Here is an 18,252-nt window from a genome sequence, read left to right on the forward strand (position 1 = left end):
ACGCATGGCGTGGATCTACAATGCGGCCATGCCAGCCACGCCCACCTTTGAAGATCTGCGCCGCTATGCGGTGGCGCGCACCCTGTTCAAGCCGACCACGCTGCTGACCGCGATCCGGAAGCTGGGCTTCGTGCAGGCCGACCCGATCCGGGCACCGGCACGCGCGCAGGATCTGACCCTGCGGCACCGGGTGAAGGACTATCGCGCGGGTGATCTTGAACGTCGTTATGCGCGCTTGCCGGTGGAAGAGGACTGCCTGGTGAACTACGGCTTCCTGCCGCGCGAGCATCTGGCGCTGATGCACCCGCGCGTGTCCAAGCGCGAGTGGGACGCCGAGACCCATCGCCGCGCGGCCGAGGTGCTGGCGTTCGTGCGCGAGCGCGGCAGCGTACACCCCCGCGAGGTCGACCAGGCGTTTGCGCATGGGCGGGTGACCAACTACTGGGGCGGCACCAGCAACGCCAGCACGCATCTGCTGGACGGCATGCACTACCGCGGCCTGCTGCGCGTACAGCGGCGTGATAGTGGCACGCGCATCTATGCAGTGGCCGAGCACGCCGAACCGGATGCCAGCGAGCAGGCACAGATCGAACGCGCCGCTGCCCTGATTGATCTGGTGGTGCGCAAGTACGCGCCGCTGCCATCGGCCAGCCTTACCTATCTGGTGCGCCTGCTGGGCTATGGTGCACCGCATCTGGCCGAGCAGACCCGCAAGGCATTGGCGCTGGCCAAGCAGCAGCTGGCCAGCTGCACGCTGGAGGGCACCACCTGGTACTGGCCGGCAGACGAAAATCCACGCTCGCGCCGGCACGCGCCAGACGAGCAGGTGCGCCTGCTGGCGCCGTTCGACCCGGTGGTATGGGACCGCCGCCGTTTCGAGCTGTTGTGGAATTGGGTCTACAAGTTCGAAGCGTACACGCCTGCGCCGAAACGCCAGTACGGCTACTACGCACTGCCGGTGCTGTGGCACGACCAGGTAGTGGGCTGGGCCAACCTGAGCGTGCGCGACAGTGAGTTGGTGTCGAGCGTGGGTTATGCCGGCAAGTCGCTGGCCCGCGACAAGGTGTTTGGTGGCGCGCTGGACGACGAGCTGCAGCGCATGGCGGAGTTCCTGTAGCGCCAAGCGGCGCATGGGTACCTATCTGGTGCTGGCCGCGTTGGTGTGTTCGTCTGTGATCGGGTTGGGCTTCGGCTGCTTCCCGGCACGCAGTGCTGCACAGCTGGACCCTATCCAGGCACTGGCGGCGGAATAGGGCCGCCCGCTATGGCACCTGTAGAGCCGAGCCCGCGCTCGGCTGCACTCCGTTCAAGTCGCGCGCACCGAGCGCTGCGCGCAGCAATCCGAGCATGGGCTCGGCTCTACAGCTACTCAGCGCACCTTGCCTTTGATTGGCACGCTTCCTGGCAGCTGGGAATAGCCGCCGTCACCCCAGTGCCGGGTGATGCGCTGGAAGAACAGCGAGTTCGGCACGCGCAGCAGGCAACCGCGCGCGCCGTCGCCACGATCACTCAGCGTGGTGTAGATCAGGTTGATATCAACCACCTGACCGCACAAGCCCGGCTTGTCCACGCTTTCCAGCACTTCGATGGTGTCATTGATGCGGAACGGGCGCGTGGCGACGATCAGGAACGAACAGAACAGGTTGGACAACACGCTCCACGCGGCGAAGAACGCCACCGCACCGACCGCCATGAACCCGGTCAGCGCGGTCCACAGCACCGAGCGCGACACGCCCAGTCGCTCCAGTATCAGCAGCGCGGCCGCCAGATACAGCAGCAAGGCACCGCCGCGGCGCAGGCCCACATGAAGCTCTGGTGCCAGCCTGCCGCGCCGCCGCGCCTGCACCAGCAGCCACGCCAGGGCATGCACCATCACCCATGCGACGCCGAGGATGGCCAGCACCTCGGCCACCGGCACAACGACGGTCAGCCAGTCCTCGATCCAGGCGGGCAGTCCGGCCATGAGGGGTCACAGTGTTGCCGCGCCGCCGGAGATGGTCAGCAGCGCACCGGAGGTGTAGCTGGCGCTGTCCGAAGCCAGCATCACATAGGCCGAGGCCAGCTCGGCCGGCTGTCCGGGGCGGCCGAACGGCGTCTGTGCGCCGAACTGTTCGACCTCTTCGGCGGCCATGCCTGCGGGAATGAACGGCGTCCAGATCGGGCCGGGCAGCACGGCATTGACGCGGATCTGATGCTCGGCGAGCAGCCCGGCCAGCCCCAGCGTCAGGTTGGCGACGGCACCTTTGGTTGCAGAATAGGGAAGGATGTTCGGCGTCGGTCGCTTGGAATTGACCGACGCCGTGTTGATGATCGCACCGCCACCGCGCAGGTGTGGCACGCACAGCCGGGTCAGATTGAACACGGCATGCACGTTGGTATCGAACGTCCGCTTCCAGTCATCCAGGGTGATGTCGTCGAAGTGCTCGTAGTAGCGCTGGTAGGCCGCGTTGTTGACCAGGATGTCGAGACCGTCCAGTTCACTGGCCACGCGGTCTACGAGCGATCGCGCCTGCGCCGGGTCGCTGATGTCACAGGGCACCAGCACGGCCTTGCGCCCGGCCTGTTCGATCTGCTGCTGCACATGGCGGGCGTCGTCCTGCTCGCCATCGAGGAATGCGATGGCAACGTCGGCGCCTTCGCGCGCGAAAGCGATCGCCACCGCCGCGCCGATACCGCTGTCACCGCCGGTGATCAGTGCCTTCTTGCCCTGCAGCAGGCCATGCCCGCGATAACTGTCCTCGCCGTGGTCTGGCCGGGGCTGCATCTGCGCAGTCTTGCCGGGGAAGGATTGCTGCTGGGCCGGGAAGGGCGGGCGTGGGTAGTCGGGCAGGGCCATCGTCACTCTCCGAAAGGAAACCGGCGCCAGTCTCCCTCCAAGCGGGTAAACGGCTGGAGGGCGCGGTGTCGTTGCAGCGTGGACGCCTGCGCGCGCGGCTTCACACTGGATGCGCGATGGTGGTCATGATGCTGTTGGCCGGTTGCCGTGAATCCAGCCGCGTGTGCTGCACGATGATCGGCTGGTCGGATTCGACGAGGGTGGCGAAGCCCGTGCCGCGCGGCACAGGTGCCGGATCCTGCAGGTCGTTGAAGCGCAGATGGCAGGTGCGCCGTGCCGGCACCGTGATCCGGTAGGGGCCCACCGGATCGCGGTCCTCGAAGTAGAGGGTCAGGGTGACATGTGCGTCCTCGTTGCCGGCATTGAGGACGCAGCATGTTTCGTGACTCTGCATCTCCGGTGACGGGCCGTTGCTCCAGGCCGGAATGTAGCCTTCGGCGATAGCCCAGCGTCGATGCCCGATGCAGGAAGCGTTCGTTTCCATGACGCGGTTTTAGCTGGAGGGGTGTTGCCATCGTGTCCAGTCCCCGCACGGAATCCGTGATGACCATCGGCTACCACGCATCGCATGAGCAGTTCCCGCCCGCCACCTTGCTGGGCCTGGCGCTGCGCGCCGAACAGGCGGGATTCGAGGCCCTGATGTGCTCCGACCATTTCCACCCGTGGACGACCGCACAAGGGCAGTCGGGCCACAGCTGGGTGTGGGCCGGCGCGCTGGCGGTGCAGAGCGCGTTGACCCTGGGCATGGTGACGTGCCCGATGCTGCGCCAGCACCCGGCCTTGGTGGCACAGGCAGCGGCGACGCTGGAGCAGCTGGCGCCGGGCCGGATCTGGCTGGCGCTGGGTACCGGCGAGGCCCTGAACGAGCGCATCACCGGCCAGCCGTGGCCAGCCAAGCGCGAGCGGCAGAAGGCGCTGCGCGATGCTGCCGAGGTGATGCGGCGGCTGTGGGGCGGCGAGCGGGTCGACCACAGCGGCGGCTTCCAGGTGCGCCAGGCACGGCTCTACAGTCGCCCGGCGCTGCCCTTGCCGCTACTGGGGGCGGCCGTCACTGAGGAAACCGCACGCTGGATGGGGGGCTGGGCCGATGGCCTGATCACCATCAGCCAGCCACTGGCGCAGTTGCGGCGTGTGGTGGCGGCGTTCGAACAGGGCGGTGGCAGGGGCAAGCCGATGTATCTGCAGGCCAAGCTCTCCTACGCGCGTGCCGAACAGGCGGCACTGGAAGGCGCGATGGAGCAGTGGAGCGCCAATGTGCTGCCACCGGAACTGGCCGAAGGCCTGGACCAGCCCGAGCAGTTCGAGGCACAGGCCCGGTCGGTCAGTGCCGAGGTGCTGCGCCAGCACGTGCATGTCTCGGCGGATCTTGGCCAACACCGGGCCTGGCTGCAGGAACTGCACTCACTGGGCTTCGATCGCATCTACCTGCACAACGTGAACCGCGAGCAGGACCGCTTCATCGACGACTTCGCCGAACACGTGCTGCCCGCACTGCGCACTCAGACGCCCTCGGCGGCCAGCCACGCATAGCCGTGGCCCTGCAGGAAGCAGCGGTTATCCTGCATGGTGGTGCCGTGGCCCACCAGCGTGTGCAGCGGGCCGTGCAGGGGTACGTCCACCTCAACCGGGTTGTCGCTGAAGTTGATCAGTGCAAGCGCCTGGCGGGGTGCGTCGCCGTAGCGGAGCATCAGCAGCGCGGGAGAGGGTGGATCGAGCGTGTGTGGCCCCTGCTGCAGCACGGGATGGGCATTGCGTTGCTGCAGCAGCTCGCGCACACGCCGCAGCAGCGAGCCGGGCGTCGCGCGTTGCGCCTCGACATTCACCGTCCGGTAACCGTAAGCGCCGTCTGCCGGAGGCGCGCGCCACGCATGCCGTGGCTGATCGGTAAACCCCGCCCCTGGGCGATCGTGCCAGTGCATCGGCATCCGCACGGCGTTGCGCTCGGGCAGTTCCAGGCAGTCGCCGAGGCCGATTTCCTCGCCATACCGGATCACCGGCACCTGACCCAGCGACAGCAGTGCGGCCCAGGCCATGGCCTGCCACGCGGTGTCGCCGTCCAGCATGGGCGCCAGCCGGCGGCGGATGCCGCGGCCATAGATGCGCATGCCAGGTTCGGGCGCGAAGCGCTCCATCACCGCTTCGCGTTCGTCGGGCCGCAGCTGCTCCAGGTCAAGCTCATCATTGTTGCGCAGCCAGGCGATGCGGGTGTGCGGCGGCGCCTGCGATCCGTATTCGGCCATGACCCGGGCCACTTCGCTGGCGTCGCCGCGCGCCAGGGCCAGGAAGAAATGATTGTTCAGATGGAAGTCGAGCAGGTGCGAAAGCCGCCGCCCCTGGCACAGGAAGTCACCGTAGCGGGACGCGCGGACATCCGCTTCGCCGATCAGCGGCAGGCCTGGCTGTTGCGCATCTGCCGTGGCGCGCATTTCCTCCAGCAGCCACAACCCGTCGTCGCGCGGGTCCGCGTGGCGGGCGCGCTCGACCATGTACGGGACCGCATCCACGCGGAAGCCGGTCACGCCGCGCTGCATCCAGAACGCCATCACCCGCAGCAGTTCGTCGCGTACTGGCGCATGGGCCAGCTCCAGGTCTGGCTCGTGCCGGTAGAACATGTGACGGTTGAACGCGCCGGCCTCGGCGTCCCATGTCCAGGCAGACGCCTCGATCGGTGGGAACATCGGCTGCAGGCCGTCGTCGGGCACGTGGTCGCTCCACAGGTACCAGCGGCGCCATGCCGGGTCGCCCCGCTGCGCGGCGACGAACCACGGGTGGGCGCTGGCAGAGTGCTGCATGACCAGCTCGACGATGATGCCGATACCGCGTGCGTCGGCAGCATCGACCAGGCGCTGGAACGCCGCCTCGTCACCCAGGCGTGGATCGATGCGGTAGTGATCGGTGACATCGTAGCCACCGTCACGGCCGGCATTGCAATAGAACGGCAGCAGCCACAGGTGGCTGACACCGAGCCACTGCAGGTAGTCCAGCTTTTCCGTGATGCCATCCAGGGTGCCCCAGCCGCGCCCATTGCTGTCGCGGAACAGGTAGGGGTCGACCTGGTAGATCGCGCGCAGCGGGCGCACCGCCATGGGGCTTCTCCGTCACTGGCCACGGGTGACCAGCCTGCTGTCGCCCGTGGCAGCGGTTCGTGAAACGGATGGCACCCTGTCATGACATGGCATCCACGGACTCTGCATGCGCGGGCGCGCACAGTGAATGCTCATTCCCGGCGCCGAGGAGTCTTCCTGCATGGCCCGACGTAAAACGCTTCGCATTGCCACGTTCAACGTCAACGGCATCGGCACACGCTTGCCGCAGCTGTTGGACTGGCTGCACAGGGAATCGCCGGATGTGGTTGCCCTGCAGGAACTGAAGGCGACCGACGCCGCGTTTCCGGCTTCAGTATTGGAAGAGGCGGGCTACGGCGCGCTCTGGCAGGGCGAGGCGCGGTGGAACGGCGTGGCGCTGCTGGCACGAGGGACCACGCCGGTCGAGAGCCGCCGCCGATTGCCGGGCGAGCCCAAGGACACCCAGAGCCGCTACCTGGAGGCGGCGGCGCATGGGGTCATCGTGGGTGCCCTCTACCTGCCCAACGGCAACCCGCAGCCCGGGCCCAGGTTCGACTACAAGCTGCGCTGGATGGAGCGCCTGATCCGGCATGCGCGCAGCCTGGTCGAGCTGCCGCATCCGGCGCTGCTGCTGGGTGATTTCAACGTGATTCCCACGGACGCCGATGTCTATGACCCGAAGGCCTGGCGCCGCGATGCGCTGTTCCAGCCTGAAGTGCGCGAAGCCTTTGAACGACTGCTGGCGCAGGGCTGGACCGATGCGGTGCGGGAGGTGCACGGCGACGCCACGATCTATACCTTCTGGGACTATTTCCGCCAGCATGCCGAGCGCGACCGTGGGTTGCGCATCGATCATCTGCTGTTGAACCCCGTACTGGCGGAGCGACTGAAGGACGCTGGCGTCGACCGCTGGGTACGCCTGCAGGAAAAGGCCAGCGACCACGCGCCGGCCTGGGTGACGGTAAGCGCGTGATCAACGCGCGGCGGGGTCCTCGCGTCGCTCGCGGCGTACCCGTGCGCGGGTGCGATACAGGCGGCTGTCCGCTTTCTGGATGGTGTCGGCCACCGGCTCGCCGGGCGTGTTGATGGCCGCACCCATCGAGAACGCGCTGGGCGAGAGCGCGGCGTGGTCCTGGTACCAATGCTCCAGTTCGCTCAACCGGCCGTCCGCGGGCGCGACCAGTACCACCATGAATTCGTCGCCGCCCAGTCGCACCACTGTCTCATCCTTGCCCAGCGGTGAGCGCAGGAACGTGGCGAACTCGACCAGGACGGCGTCGCCACGCCGGTGGCCTTGGGTGTCGTTGATGTGCTTGAAGTGGTCCAGGTCGAACATCACGCAGGCCCAGCGCTCGTCAATCAGTTCATCCAGCCGGTGCAGGTAGCGCCGGTTGTAGCACTGGGTGAGCGGATCCTTGAAGGACATTTCGCGCAGCTGCTGCTCCTGCATCCGCAGCGCGGTGACGTCCTGTGCATGTCCCAGCACGTAGGGCGGGCTGGCCTCGCTGTCGAGCACGTTGTGGTACGCCCAGTAGTGGCGCGTACCGTCGGCGGCAATCAGCTCGATCACGCCAGCGTCGGTGTGATTTGCCCGGATCCGAGCGAGGTAGGCCTTGAAGCCCTCGCGTTTTTCCGGCGGCATCAGGTCACACAGGCTGCGCCCGATCATCTGGCTTTCCTCGAAGCCCAGCGACTGCACCGCCGCGGGATTCACCGAGGTCAATGTGCCGTCCAGCGCGTGGGTGCAGATCAGGCCCAGGCTGTAGTGGAACAACCGCCGGTAGCGGGTTTCGCTCGCTTCCAGCGCGTCGAGCGCGGCTCGCTCGTCCGTGATGTCCTGGATCGCCCCGACCAGGCGCGGATGGCCGTCGACCTGTTGCCGGCTGCCAACGACCCGGGTCCAGATCGCACGACCGTCGGCGGTGGTCATCGGTAGCTGTACTTCCCAGGAAGCGCCTTCGTCGATGCAACGCTGCACTGCTGCCCGGATGATGTTGCGGCTGTCTTCGCGATAGAACGAGAGTGCGGTCTCCAACGTAGGCTCGAAGTTGCTGCGTACGCCATGCAACTGCTTGGTTTCCCGTGTCCAGCGCACATCGTTGGTCAGCAGGTCCATCTCCCAGCCGCCTACCCGTGCGGCACGGTTGGTACGCTCCAGGAAGTCCTCGCTGCGTTTCAGCTCGCGGTGCAGCGCCTTGGCCTGGCCCACCTGCGCCATCAGGGTGCTGCGCTGTTCCAGCACCTGGGTGGTGACCCGCGCCAGATGCACCATCAGTTCGCGCTGGGAGGGGGACAGCACACCGGGCATCGGGTCGAGCAGGCACAGCGTGCCGATACGTGCGCCGTGCGCCGAGCCCAGAGGGATGCCAGCGTAGTGGCGGATACGCGGCCCACCCGTCACCAGGGGATTGGTGGAGAAACGTGGGTCCTGGCGCGCATCGGGTATCTCGAACAGCTCGTCCTGGCGTATGGCATGGGTGCAGAAGGAAATTTCGCGGGCCGTTTCGCGGACGCCCTCAAGGCCGATGTTGGCCTTGAACCACTGGCGGTCTTCGGCCACCACGCTGATCAGGCCCATGGTCATGCCGGTTGCGGCGCGGGCGGCGGCGACGATGGCATCGAACACCGGCTCCGGCGGCGTATCCAACAGGTGCAGTCGTTCGATTTCGAGCAGTCGTTCGGCTTCGTCCATGGCGCTTTTCAGGGCTGGGTGGCGAGGGCGGTTGCGGCGGCTGTCTGGGACTAACGTAGTAGGTGCGGCGTTATGTATCGCCATGGCTGGGTGATGCCGACGTGAGCTGGGTGCGCCGGTTCAGTGCTCGCGCAGCGACGCCTGCAATGCGGTTGCCAGTGCCGCGTCCCCGGACACCAGATCCTGCCAGCGCAACGCAATGCCCTTGCGTCGCCCCTTCTCCGCCAGCTTCAGGCCTTCAGGGTCCACAGTCAGGGTGTAGGGCTGGCCATCGATCTCCAGTTCGCGTCGCAACGGCTTGTCGAGAGGTGTCATCAACGTTTCCTTGCGGGGGCGGAGATGCGGCGTCGCCGCACCGATACGTGACGGTGGTCACGGACGTGCCATCGCCAGGGGAAATCGACGGCTCGGGTGATGCCGATGCGTGGACCAACTTCCGGGTCGGACGGAGGCGGGGTGCCATCGCTGGCGATCACGATGCCATGGCTGCCTGTTACCAGATCGGCGCCGTCGAAGCTGCGGTCCAACCCGAAGGCCTGCGAGAGCTTGCCGGGGCCACTGGCCAGATCGTGGTCGCGGCGCGCGGCGGGGCGCAGTTCGCGCATACGCTCCAGGCCCAGCAACGGCTCGATGGCCCGCAGCAGCACCGCCACGCCTTCACCGACCTCTCCGCAGACCACGTTGCTGCCCCAGTGCATGCCGTACGTGAAGTAGACATAGAGGTGGCCGGCCTCACCGAACATGCTGGCCGTGCGCGGCGTTGGCCCGCGATAGGAGTGCGCGGCGGGATCGTCGCTGCCGGCATAGGCTTCAACCTCGACGATGCGGCCAGCGCGACCATCGTCGCGCACCAGCAGCTTGTTGAGCAACTCCGGCGCAACGTCGGTCGATGGACGCCGGTAGAAGCGGCGCGGCAGGATCTGCAGGGAGGCGGGCAACCAATCCGGCACGGTGGTGGCAGGCTCGGGTGAAAGACCGTGGCACTGTGGCATCGATCAGGTGAAACGGGCGCGGACGCCGCGTCATTCCGGCGCAGGCGGTGCGGCCAATGCAGCGCGCCGGGCGGCATACACCTCCGGCGTCTGCGGCTTGATGAACAGTGCCACCAGTTCCGGATACTCGCGCTTCACCGCCGTTTCGATGCGGGTGATGCAGGCTTCGATCTGCGGGGTCCGGCGGTCATCCTCGAACTCGGCGCTGAGCATGGCCACGACCTGTTCCGGGCCCATCTGCATGGTGGTCACGCCATTGGCGCGGCGCAGGTCCGGATCGGTTTCGGCCACCGCCATGATCCGCTCGGCCACTGCTGGATGGGCAGGTTCTCCGACCAGCAGGCCCTTGGTCTCACGGGCCAGGAGGAAGGCGGTGGCGGCCAGCACGCCGGCGATGCACAGTGACGCAACGCCATCAAGCACCGGCATGTCCAGCACCTGCGCGGCCACCAGGCCGATCAGTGCGAAGCCCAGCCCGAGCAACGCAGCGCTGTCTTCCAGCAGTACGGTGAAGGTGGAAGGATCCTTGCTGCGGCGGAAGGCTTCGAAGTAGCCAAGTTTGCCTTTGGTACGCCGGAACTCGCGCAGCGCCACCCACCAGGAGCCACCCTCGAACAGGATGGAAATGCCCAGCACGCTGTAGCTCAACGCATGGTTGGTGGCCGGCTCCGGCCTGCGGATGTGCTGGATGCCCTCGTAGGCCGAAACGCCGGCACCGGCCGCGAACACCAGCAGGGCGACGATGAAGCTCCAGAAGTACAGCTCGCGGCCATAGCCGAACGGATGCAGGGAATCCGGCGCCTTGCCGGCACGGCGCAGCCCGTACAGCAGCAGAAGTTCATTCAATGTGTCGACCAGCGAATGCACGCCTTCGCTGAGCATGGCCGAGCTGCCGGAGATGCCGGCGGCGACGAACTTTGCAATGGCAATGGCGAGGTTGCCGGCGAGTGCGGCATAGATGACGAGACGGGAGCCGGAGGGAGCGGACATGTCAGCTGCGGGGTGGGGCGGATGCCTGATATTCCCGATCAGCGCGTGCCTGCTGCGTGCACGGTGCGATCAGCGCCCCTTGGGATTGAGATACAAGCGCGCACCATCCGATTCACGGTACCCCGTCCAGCGTCCGCCGCCCGACGCGCGGAAGCGCCCGAATACGGTGTTGCTGGTGTCTGTCAGCAGCAGCTGGTTGCCCGACAGCACCCAGCGGTTGGCCGAGAAGAAGCCATCCGGGCAGCCGGCAGGCACATAGGCACTGTAGCCGCCGAACCACTCGATGTTCTTCAGCTCGATGGTGCAGGTGCTGCCGTTCTCCTGGCCCAGTGTCCAGCTGCCGACCAGGTCGCTGTCGCGTGTATCGCGGTCATCGCGCCAGTCGTCGTTGTTGTCATGGACGCCGAAGCCCACGTCGATGCCTTTGCTTTCGCTGCGCGACTCGGATTGCGAGCTGCCGCTGGTAGTGGTCTGCGTGGTCATTGAGCCACTGTTCTGGATCTCGGTGCTGCTCGAATGGGTGGTCTGGTCGGTGCGGGCGGTCTGCTGGCCGAAGCCGAACGAGGCCTCCTGGGCGAGGGCGGGCAGCGCCAGGCAGCACAGCGCGAGCAGGCAGGTACGGGGGAGCACGGCGGCCATTGCAGCATCCTCGGCAGGTTGGATCGCGCGAGTATCGAACCGGTAGGGCGGGAGGCGGTGTGAGGGCGCGCCTCAACGCCCCTCAATCGGCCATCACCCGCGCAATGGCATCGGCCAGCAGGGCGCGTACCCGTTCCGGCGGCAGGTCCGGGTCGCGTACCGCACGCATCGCCAGGCCTTCCACCAGCAGCCGCAGCAGCAGGGTGCGTCCGGCAATCTGCTCTTCGTCCACGCTCCGGCCCTGATCGACATCACGCTGGCGCAGCCAGGCATGGATCGCGGCACTGGTCTGCTTGTCATGGGTGCGCAGCACCCCGGCCAGCACCGGGTCGCGATGCGCCTCGGCGTTGATTTCCGCATACAGCGCCACGCTGGCGATGGCATTGCCGTGGATCGGCAGCACCTCGCCGCGTGCCCATTGCTGGTAGCACGCGAGCAGGCCATCGACCAGATCCGACGCCGCCGGCATCTGGCTGATCGAGGCCTGGTCGTGGCGCAGCTGGCGCTCGATCAGGGCCAGGATCAGGGCGCGCTTGTTGGCGAAATAGCGGTACATCAGCCCCTGGCTGATCTCGGCCTCGGCGGCGATGTCGCCGATCGAACCTGCATGGAATCCGCGGGTGATGAAGCACTTCTGGGCGGCGTCGAGGATGCGACGGCGCTGGGATTCGGCATGGGCGGCGGCTGGGGCGTCAGCGGCTACTGCTACGGCGGATTTCGGCGTCATTGGGTGAAGTCGGGGCATCCAGAGGCGGGATAGTACGTCACAGAAGGTGTGAATGAACGGTCATTCATTTGTAATTCCCGCCTCCCAGACTGCGCCGGTCCTCTCCTCCCGCGAATGAGTCCGATGCGCCACGCCACGCTGCACTGCCCGTTGCTCACCCTCGCCATCGCCGCCGCTCTGCCGACGCTGGCCCATGCCGAAGACAGCCCTGGCGCCGACGCCGGCGCATCCGCCGATGCGGCTCGCACCGTGGTCGCCCTGGACCAGGTGACGGTGACCGCACAGAAGCGCGCCACCAACCTGCAGGACACGCCGATCTCGGTGTCGGTGGTCGACGCCGAAGCGCTGAAGGATCGCAGCGCGATATCGCTCGGCAGCCTGTCCGATGGCTCCATTCCCTCGCTGCGGGTCACGCCGTTCGCCACCCGCAGTTCTGCGCTGAACATCGGCATCCGTGGCATCGGCGCCTCCGGCGACGCCAACCAGCCGGCGCGCGATGCCGGTGTCGGCCTCTACGTCGACGGGGTGTTCATGGGCCGCGCACAGGGGCTGGGCAGCATGCTGTACGACGTGGAGCGCATCGAAGTGCTGAAGGGCCCGCAGGGCACGCTGTTCGGCCGCAATACAGAAGGCGGCGCAGTGAGCATCGTGACCAAGGCGCCCACCGGTGAATTCGGCGGCAGCATAAGCGCCGGCGTGTCCAACTTCAGTGGGTACAACAGTGCGCTGCACCTGGACCTGCCCAAGGTGGGCGATGTCAGCTTCAAGATCGACGCCGTACAGGCCAAGCGCGGCGGCACCACCGAAAATCCCATGCGCGGCGAGCGCGACTTCAACAGCTACGACAAGCGCGGCGCACGCCTGAGCGCGCTGTGGCAGCCGAGCGATGACTTTTCGCTGCTGTACGCCTTCGACCGCTCCTACGATGCCACCACGCCGTATCACACCCAGGTGCTGGTGCCAGGCGCCTACCTCAGCCCGCTGCAGAAGGCAGGTGCCAGCCAGGACCGCCGCGACAGCGCCATCCTGGGCGGGCCGCAGGAAGACAATATCGGCCGCACCAGCGGCCATCTGTTGAACCTGTCGTGGGCATTGAATGACAACCTTGAGCTGAAGTCGATCAGTTCCTACCGCGAGCTGACCCAGGGCCAGTTCGACATGGGCCTGGTCGATGCGATCTCGGCCTATGGTGGCGCCGGCACGCCGTTCGGCCGCTACAGCCTGGCCCAGGTCTACCAGCACCAGTACAGCCAGGAATTCCAGCTGATCGGTAACACCTCGCAGGTGCAGTTCCTTGGCGGTGCGTTCTACTACCACGAGACCGCTGGCGACAATGCACAGACCCCGAACATGCTGGTGTGGGGGCCGGGTGGCAACAGCTACACGGTGAACCCCGCGACCAATCCGCTGGATCTTTCCCGGGTGCGTATCGACCGTGCCAGCAAGGCGTGGACCGACAGCCTGGGCGTGTTCGGCCAGGCCACGTGGACACCGGAAGCACTGCAGCGCCTGCACTTGACCGCCGGCGGTCGCTACACCCGTGATGACAAGAAGGGCAACCTGTACATCGTCAACGGTGCCGCCACCAACCTTGCGTTCAAGGACCGCTGGAGCCGCTTCGACCCGATGGTCAACATTGCCTACGACCTTGGCGAACACGCCATGGTCTATGCCAAGTACAGCACCGGCTTCAAGGCGGGTGGCGCCAACTCACGTTCGACCAATTACGCGGCCTTCGGTCCGGAGGAAGTGACGGCCTATGAGCTCGGCTTCAAATCGCAGTTCTGGGACAACCGTGCACGCCTGAACCTGGCCGTGTTCGATTCGACCATCGCGCACAAGCAGATGGACTTCTCGCTGCCGTTCGACCCGAACAGCGGTGAAACACGCACCACCATGGTCACCACCAACGCACTGAGCGATGGCAAGTCCCGGGGTGCGGAGCTGGAATTCAACGTGGTGCCGGTGGACAACCTCACCCTCGGCCTCAACTACGCCTACACGAAGATCGATGCGCAGACCGCGACGGACCCGTTCGGCGCTGGCGTGCAGGTGACCGTGCAGCCGCTGCTGGCACCGAAGAGTGCGGGCAGCCTGTCGGTCGACTATCTGGTGCCATTCGCCAACTTCTCGGCACTGAAGTTCCATGTGGACGGCAACTGGTCCGACGGCTACTACACCAGCGAGTACGACCAGATGCTCACCGACAGCTCGTTCGTGGTGAATGCACGGGTGGCATTGGTAGATGTGCCGGTCAACAGCACCGGCACCACGATGTCGTTCTCGCTGTGGGCACGCAACCTGCTGGATGAGCAGCACCTGTTCTACAAGATCAACAGCGCGGCACTGGGCCAGAGCGGCATCTTCAACGACCCGCGCACCTTCGGCCTGGATGTGGCCGTCAACTTCTGATTCGAACGGAGAACCCCATGAAGACCCGCCATACCGAACTCGCCCTGGCCCTGATGCTGAGCCTGCCGCTGGCCGCGACGGCTGTTGCCGCTGATGCGCCACACGCCGTCGCCGCGAAGGCCTCCGCCGCCGCCAATGTGAAGCCGGTCGCTGCCGATGCACAACGGGTGATTCCGCTGCAGGGTGCCTGGAATGTACGTACCTTCGCCGGCCTCCAGGGCCGCCACGGTCCGATTCCGGCCGATGCATTCGTGCGCACCGCCGATCTCGGCCGCCTGACCGAAGCCGACCGTGATGCCCTGGTCGCCGCCGGTGTGAAGCTGGACATCGATCTGCGCACCGCCGATGAGGAGGCACAGTCGCCGGACCTGCTGGCCCGCGATGATCGTTTCGATTATCAGCGCATCTCCCTGATGGGCACCGAGAAGATGGACCTGCAGAAGATGATGACCAGCTTCCCGGATTCGCTGGGCGAAGCCTACGTGCAGTGGCTGGGCCACAGCCAGCCGCAGTTCAAGCAGGTGTTCCAGCGCATTGCCGCGCAGCAGGACGGTGCGGTGCTGTTCCATTGCACGGCCGGCAAGGACCGCACCGGCATCATCGCAGGCCTGCTGCTGGACCTGGCCGGCGTGCCGAAGGCCGAGATCGTGCACAACTACGCGATCTCCGCGCATTACCTGGAAGGGCAGCCGAAGGATAGCGCGATGAACGCGCAGATCATGGCGCTGGTCAAGCAGAACCCGGAGATCGGCCGCAAGTTGGCGGGCATGGCCGGTACTGCGCCGGACAACATGGAGCAGTTCCTGGCGGCGCTGCACAGTCAGTACGGTGGTGCGGAAGGGTACCTGAAGTCGATCGGGGTCAGCGAGCAGGAGATCCAGCAGTTGAAGGTGCGGCTGGGTCAGGCTGGCTGATAGGTCGTGCCGGCTGTTGGCCGGTTGACGTGCAGATACCGAAGGGATGCCGGCCATCGGCCGGCATGACCCGCAGCCAGGCATGGCCTGGCGCTACTGATCCGGCTTCACCCTTGCCACCCGTTTCCGGTACTCATACACATTGTCACCGCGGATGCGCTTTTCCTCGGTGCCGGTGACCCGGCCGACCTGCTGGTCCGAGCCGGTGACCGGCTTGGCCTCGATCTCGGTCTCGTGCTCGAAGGAGTGCGATTTGTCGGTGTTGCGGTAATAGCGGTACAGCGCCCAGTACAGCGCGGTTGCGCCGGCCGGACCTGCCGCCAACAGCCAGAGGCCACTGTCGTCGCTCATGTCGATGCCACCAGGAAGGCAATTGCGAGGGCTTCAATGACGGTGCCGGTGGCCAGGGCCGCCAGCAGCATCTTCCATTGCTGCACGGGCACACTGCCCATGGTTTCGCCGGTACGGCCGTTCACCGCGATGTAGTGCAGCATGCCGCCGTTCTTTCCGGGCTGGTGATACGAGTACAACCACACCGGCAGGTACATCGACACCCAGCGCGTACCATGCACCTCCAGCTGTTCCTGTTCCCAGCGCACGCCACGGTTGTAGCGCCTCACCGACCCTTCCACCTGCGCGCGGGCGATCGACAGCAGCTGGTCTTCCAGCCGCGGCCGCAGCTTTTCCACATCCAGGTTGCGCTTCTCGGAGGTGAAGCCAGCCAGGTATGAGGCGTTCCATTTCACCGCGTTCTTGGTGTCGAACGGCAGGATGGTGTTGATGATGTTGTTGGTGTTGGCGCGGGTATCCAGATTGCCGCGCTCGGCCGAGGATTCCAGAGGCAGGTCATCAACCGTGAAATCCACCTGGCGTTCGACCTGGTAGACATCGGCGTCGTACAGGGTGCGCTTGTTCTTCTCGCTGCCGACCGTGTATTGCCGGGTCTGGATCTCGCCCTTGCCGGCCACGGCCACGCTGACGTTGCTGTCCACGATCATGTAGGGCAGGAACACGCCCACCACGTTTTCCGGGGTGAACTGCTCCTTGAACGCCTTCAGCGCGAACATGCGGCGCTTGTCGACGAACTGGCGGATGCGCGCGACCGCATCGTCCTTCTTGATGTGGAAGGGCAGCACCGCGTCGGGCACCGCACCATTGCTGATCTGTTCGTTGACGCCGAAGACGTGGCGGCACCAGTGGCAGCGCGCCGTCATCGTGCTTTCGGTGTTGACCGTGACTTCGGCGCCGCAGCCCGTGCACTTGAACGTCATCAACGCCGAGGTGTCGGCGTCGATGTCACGCGCGCCGGAGGCGATGACCGTGCCACGCAACTGGTGGATGGCCTCGCCCAGCCCGAATTCCTCCTCGACCCGCGCGCCATGCCATTCGTGACGGCAGTACAGGCAGATGAGGATATCGGTGCCGGCCTTGGGCCGGATGTCGGTGGCGCCGCACTTCGGGCAGCGGTTGAGGCCGTCCTTCAGCTCGCTGGCCGAGGTATCAATGGCCACAGGATCGGGCGCTTCCACTTCATCGCGGATGGCCTGTGGCAGTTTCGAGGTGTCCAGCGGGAAGCTGCCGGGCAGGGGAGGGACGTCCTGCGGCGAACCGGGCCCATCCAACGACGCCGCCGGCAAGGACGGCGGCGTCGCGGGCACGGATCCGGGCAGCGGCGGTGGGCCGTTTCTGGGATCGGACATGTGGGTTGTGCGTCCTGCTGTTACAGGCCCAGCGCCTTGGCTTTCAGGGCGTCATAGTCGCCCTGGGTGATCAGGCCCAGGTCCAGCATTTCCTTGGCCTTCTTCAGCTTGGCCACCGGATCGTCGGCAGCCGGCGTGACCGGCTGCTGCATGCCGCCGACACCGAACATGCCTGAGGCCATGCCGACACCGACCAGGCCAGCCGCACCGCCGTTCTCGCCGGCCGACTGGATGCCTTGGGCGACGCTCGCCTGCAGGTTGGAATTACCGCGCGAACCCGACAGGGCATCGGCGCGCTGCACGGTCTTCAGCAGTTCGCGGGTGTTGGCGTCGTACTCGATCGAGACAATGGCGGTCTTGACGATGGCCAGGCCGCGATCCGACTTCCACTGGTAGCCCTGCTCGACGGCGGCCGACAGGCTCTGTGCAAAGCCCAGCGAGTCCTGCTGCAGCCTGGTGATGCGGTTGCCCTTGCCCGGATCGTTCGTGTACAGGCTGAAAGCCGGCGCCAGCGAACCGACCACTTCATTGAACAGCTGGCTGGCGGCGGCGTTGTCCAGGTCGGTGAAGTCGAACACCTGGCCCGGCTGCAGGTAACTGGCCGGCACGAAGTTCTTCACGAACAGGATCGGGTCGACGATCTTCAGCGTGTACGAGCCACGCGTGACTGCACCCACCTGGGTATTGAGGAAGCCGTCGTCCCAGTAGATTTCCGACTGGGTCCCGAAGCGGTTGTCCGGCAGCTCCTTCAGCGAGACGAAATAAGCCGCCTGCTGAGAACCGGGCTGGCCGCCGAACTTGAAGCGTTCCCAGCTCTGCTTGATGAAGGTGCTGACCAGGCCGTCACCGGCGAAGATCGATTGCGAGTTCAGGTCGTCCGAACGCCACTCGTAGCCGCCCGGTTCGGCGACGAACGCGGTGATCGCGCCGTCCTGGAACAGCAGCAGGCCGTAGCCCTCCGGCACGATGATCTTCGAGCCGTTGCTGATGATGTTGGACGAGCCGCTGGTGTTGGAGCCGCGGCCGGCGTTGGTGCCGCGCGGCACCGCCGCGAACAGGGCCGCCGTCGAGGGCAGGCCCGTGGGCACGGTGTAGAAATCCTTCCACTGGTCGGCCAGCACACCACCGACCGCACCCTTCACCGCCTGTACCAGACCCATGTCCAACTCCCTGTGATTCGAGGGCAGGCACCATGCCTGCCGAGCTGGGCTGAATATAGCAGCGGGCAGGGACCGCTGTGGTGCCGGAAGATGAATCCAGGCCCTGCCGGGGCGCAGGACCGTGC

The 18,252-nt window shown here is 66.2% G+C and carries 19 protein-coding genes; 6 read left to right on the top strand and 13 right to left on the bottom strand.

Annotation, left to right across the window (positions count from 1 at the left end):
* Positions 1-4: 4 nt before the first annotated feature.
* Complete coding sequence (locus AC2A1N_RS19535; protein ID WP_241776799.1) at positions 5-1,117, top strand: DNA glycosylase AlkZ-like family protein; 1,113 nt, start codon at positions 5-7, stop codon at positions 1,115-1,117.
* A gap of 13 nt (positions 1,118-1,130) precedes the next feature.
* A complete protein-coding gene (locus tag AC2A1N_RS19540) occupies positions 1,131-1,253 on the top strand; it encodes a hypothetical protein (protein ID WP_260619799.1) in 123 nt (40 codons plus the stop codon).
* A gap of 116 nt (positions 1,254-1,369) precedes the next feature.
* Here AC2A1N_RS19540 and AC2A1N_RS19545 read toward each other — a convergent pair whose 3' ends face one another.
* The 3 genes from AC2A1N_RS19545 to AC2A1N_RS19555 all read right to left on the bottom strand — a co-directional run bounded on the left by AC2A1N_RS19545 (position 1,370) and on the right by AC2A1N_RS19555 (position 3,320).
* A complete protein-coding gene (locus AC2A1N_RS19545; protein WP_061480309.1) occupies positions 1,370-1,963 on the bottom strand; it encodes a mechanosensitive ion channel domain-containing protein in 594 nt (197 codons plus the stop codon).
* Positions 1,964-1,969: 6 nt separating this feature from the next.
* On the bottom strand, positions 1,970-2,836 hold the full coding sequence (locus AC2A1N_RS19550; protein WP_019659796.1) for a glucose 1-dehydrogenase: 867 nt from the start codon (positions 2,834-2,836) through the stop codon (positions 1,970-1,972).
* A gap of 100 nt (positions 2,837-2,936) precedes the next feature.
* The gene (locus AC2A1N_RS19555; protein ID WP_242890907.1) at positions 2,937-3,320 is read right to left on the bottom strand and encodes a sensory rhodopsin transducer; all 384 of its coding nucleotides are present in this window, start codon (positions 3,318-3,320) and stop codon (positions 2,937-2,939) included.
* Positions 3,321-3,379: 59 nt separating this feature from the next.
* Between AC2A1N_RS19555 and AC2A1N_RS19560 the strand changes: the two genes are divergently transcribed.
* The gene (locus AC2A1N_RS19560) at positions 3,380-4,366 is read left to right on the top strand and encodes a TIGR03885 family FMN-dependent LLM class oxidoreductase (RefSeq protein ID WP_242890909.1); all 987 of its coding nucleotides are present in this window, start codon (positions 3,380-3,382) and stop codon (positions 4,364-4,366) included.
* Here AC2A1N_RS19560 and AC2A1N_RS19565 read toward each other — a convergent pair.
* Positions 4,336-5,922, bottom strand: a complete 1,587-nt coding sequence (locus AC2A1N_RS19565; RefSeq protein WP_484373211.1) for an alpha-amylase family glycosyl hydrolase — start codon at positions 5,920-5,922, stop codon at positions 4,336-4,338. The genes AC2A1N_RS19560 and AC2A1N_RS19565 overlap by 31 nt on opposite strands.
* Before the next feature lie 160 nt (positions 5,923-6,082).
* Here AC2A1N_RS19565 and xth point away from each other — a divergent pair, with 160 nt between their 5' ends.
* On the top strand, positions 6,083-6,874 hold the full coding sequence (xth, locus tag AC2A1N_RS19570) for an exodeoxyribonuclease III (protein ID WP_154350895.1): 792 nt from the start codon (positions 6,083-6,085) through the stop codon (positions 6,872-6,874).
* Here the strand turns inward: xth and AC2A1N_RS19575 are convergent, their stop codons facing one another.
* The 6 genes from AC2A1N_RS19575 to AC2A1N_RS19600 form a co-directional block, all read right to left on the bottom strand.
* The gene (locus AC2A1N_RS19575; RefSeq protein WP_242890929.1) at positions 6,875-8,593 is read right to left on the bottom strand and encodes a sensor domain-containing diguanylate cyclase; all 1,719 of its coding nucleotides are present in this window, start codon (positions 8,591-8,593) and stop codon (positions 6,875-6,877) included.
* Positions 8,594-8,713: 120 nt separating this feature from the next.
* Positions 8,714-8,908: a hypothetical protein gene (locus tag AC2A1N_RS19580; protein WP_061480303.1), complete on the bottom strand. Its 195-nt coding sequence runs from the start codon at positions 8,906-8,908 to the stop codon at positions 8,714-8,716.
* Positions 8,908-9,543, bottom strand: coding sequence for a DNA-3-methyladenine glycosylase (locus AC2A1N_RS19585; RefSeq protein ID WP_061480329.1), 636 nt, complete (start codon positions 9,541-9,543; stop codon positions 8,908-8,910). The genes AC2A1N_RS19580 and AC2A1N_RS19585 overlap by 1 nt, the downstream gene beginning before the upstream one ends.
* Positions 9,544-9,615: 72 nt before the next feature.
* Entirely contained in the window at positions 9,616-10,575 is a 960-nt protein-coding gene (locus AC2A1N_RS19590) for a cation diffusion facilitator family transporter (RefSeq protein ID WP_061480302.1), read from the bottom strand.
* 69 nt (positions 10,576-10,644) lie between these two features.
* Entirely contained in the window at positions 10,645-11,214 is a 570-nt protein-coding gene (locus AC2A1N_RS19595; protein ID WP_180867125.1) for an AprI/Inh family metalloprotease inhibitor, read from the bottom strand.
* Positions 11,215-11,296: 82 nt separating this feature from the next.
* Positions 11,297-11,941, bottom strand: a complete 645-nt coding sequence (locus AC2A1N_RS19600; RefSeq protein WP_242890931.1) for a TetR/AcrR family transcriptional regulator — start codon at positions 11,939-11,941, stop codon at positions 11,297-11,299.
* A 123-nt stretch (positions 11,942-12,064) separates the two neighbouring features.
* On the opposite strand from AC2A1N_RS19600, the gene AC2A1N_RS19605 reads away from it, so the two are divergent.
* Both AC2A1N_RS19605 and AC2A1N_RS19610 read left to right on the top strand, forming a co-directional pair.
* Entirely contained in the window at positions 12,065-14,353 is a 2,289-nt protein-coding gene (locus AC2A1N_RS19605; RefSeq protein WP_242890933.1) for a TonB-dependent receptor, read from the top strand.
* A 17-nt stretch (positions 14,354-14,370) separates the two neighbouring features.
* On the top strand, positions 14,371-15,267 hold the full coding sequence (locus AC2A1N_RS19610) for a tyrosine-protein phosphatase (RefSeq protein WP_242890935.1): 897 nt from the start codon (positions 14,371-14,373) through the stop codon (positions 15,265-15,267).
* A gap of 93 nt (positions 15,268-15,360) precedes the next feature.
* Here the strand turns inward: AC2A1N_RS19610 and AC2A1N_RS19615 are convergent, their stop codons facing one another.
* Genes AC2A1N_RS19615 through AC2A1N_RS19625 form a run of 3 tightly spaced genes read right to left on the bottom strand, consistent with a single transcriptional unit; the run spans position 15,361 to position 18,127 of the window.
* Positions 15,361-15,618: a hypothetical protein gene (locus AC2A1N_RS19615; protein ID WP_061478325.1), complete on the bottom strand. Its 258-nt coding sequence runs from the start codon at positions 15,616-15,618 to the stop codon at positions 15,361-15,363.
* Entirely contained in the window at positions 15,615-16,967 is a 1,353-nt protein-coding gene (locus AC2A1N_RS19620) for a TFIIB-type zinc ribbon-containing protein (RefSeq protein WP_242890936.1), read from the bottom strand. The genes AC2A1N_RS19615 and AC2A1N_RS19620 overlap by 4 nt, the downstream gene beginning before the upstream one ends.
* A gap of 20 nt (positions 16,968-16,987) precedes the next feature.
* A complete protein-coding gene (locus AC2A1N_RS19625; protein WP_061478323.1) occupies positions 16,988-18,127 on the bottom strand; it encodes an SPFH domain-containing protein in 1,140 nt (379 codons plus the stop codon).
* Between the last annotated feature and the right edge of the window lie 125 nt (positions 18,128-18,252).

Source organism: Stenotrophomonas maltophilia group sp. SKK55, assembly GCF_057179845.1.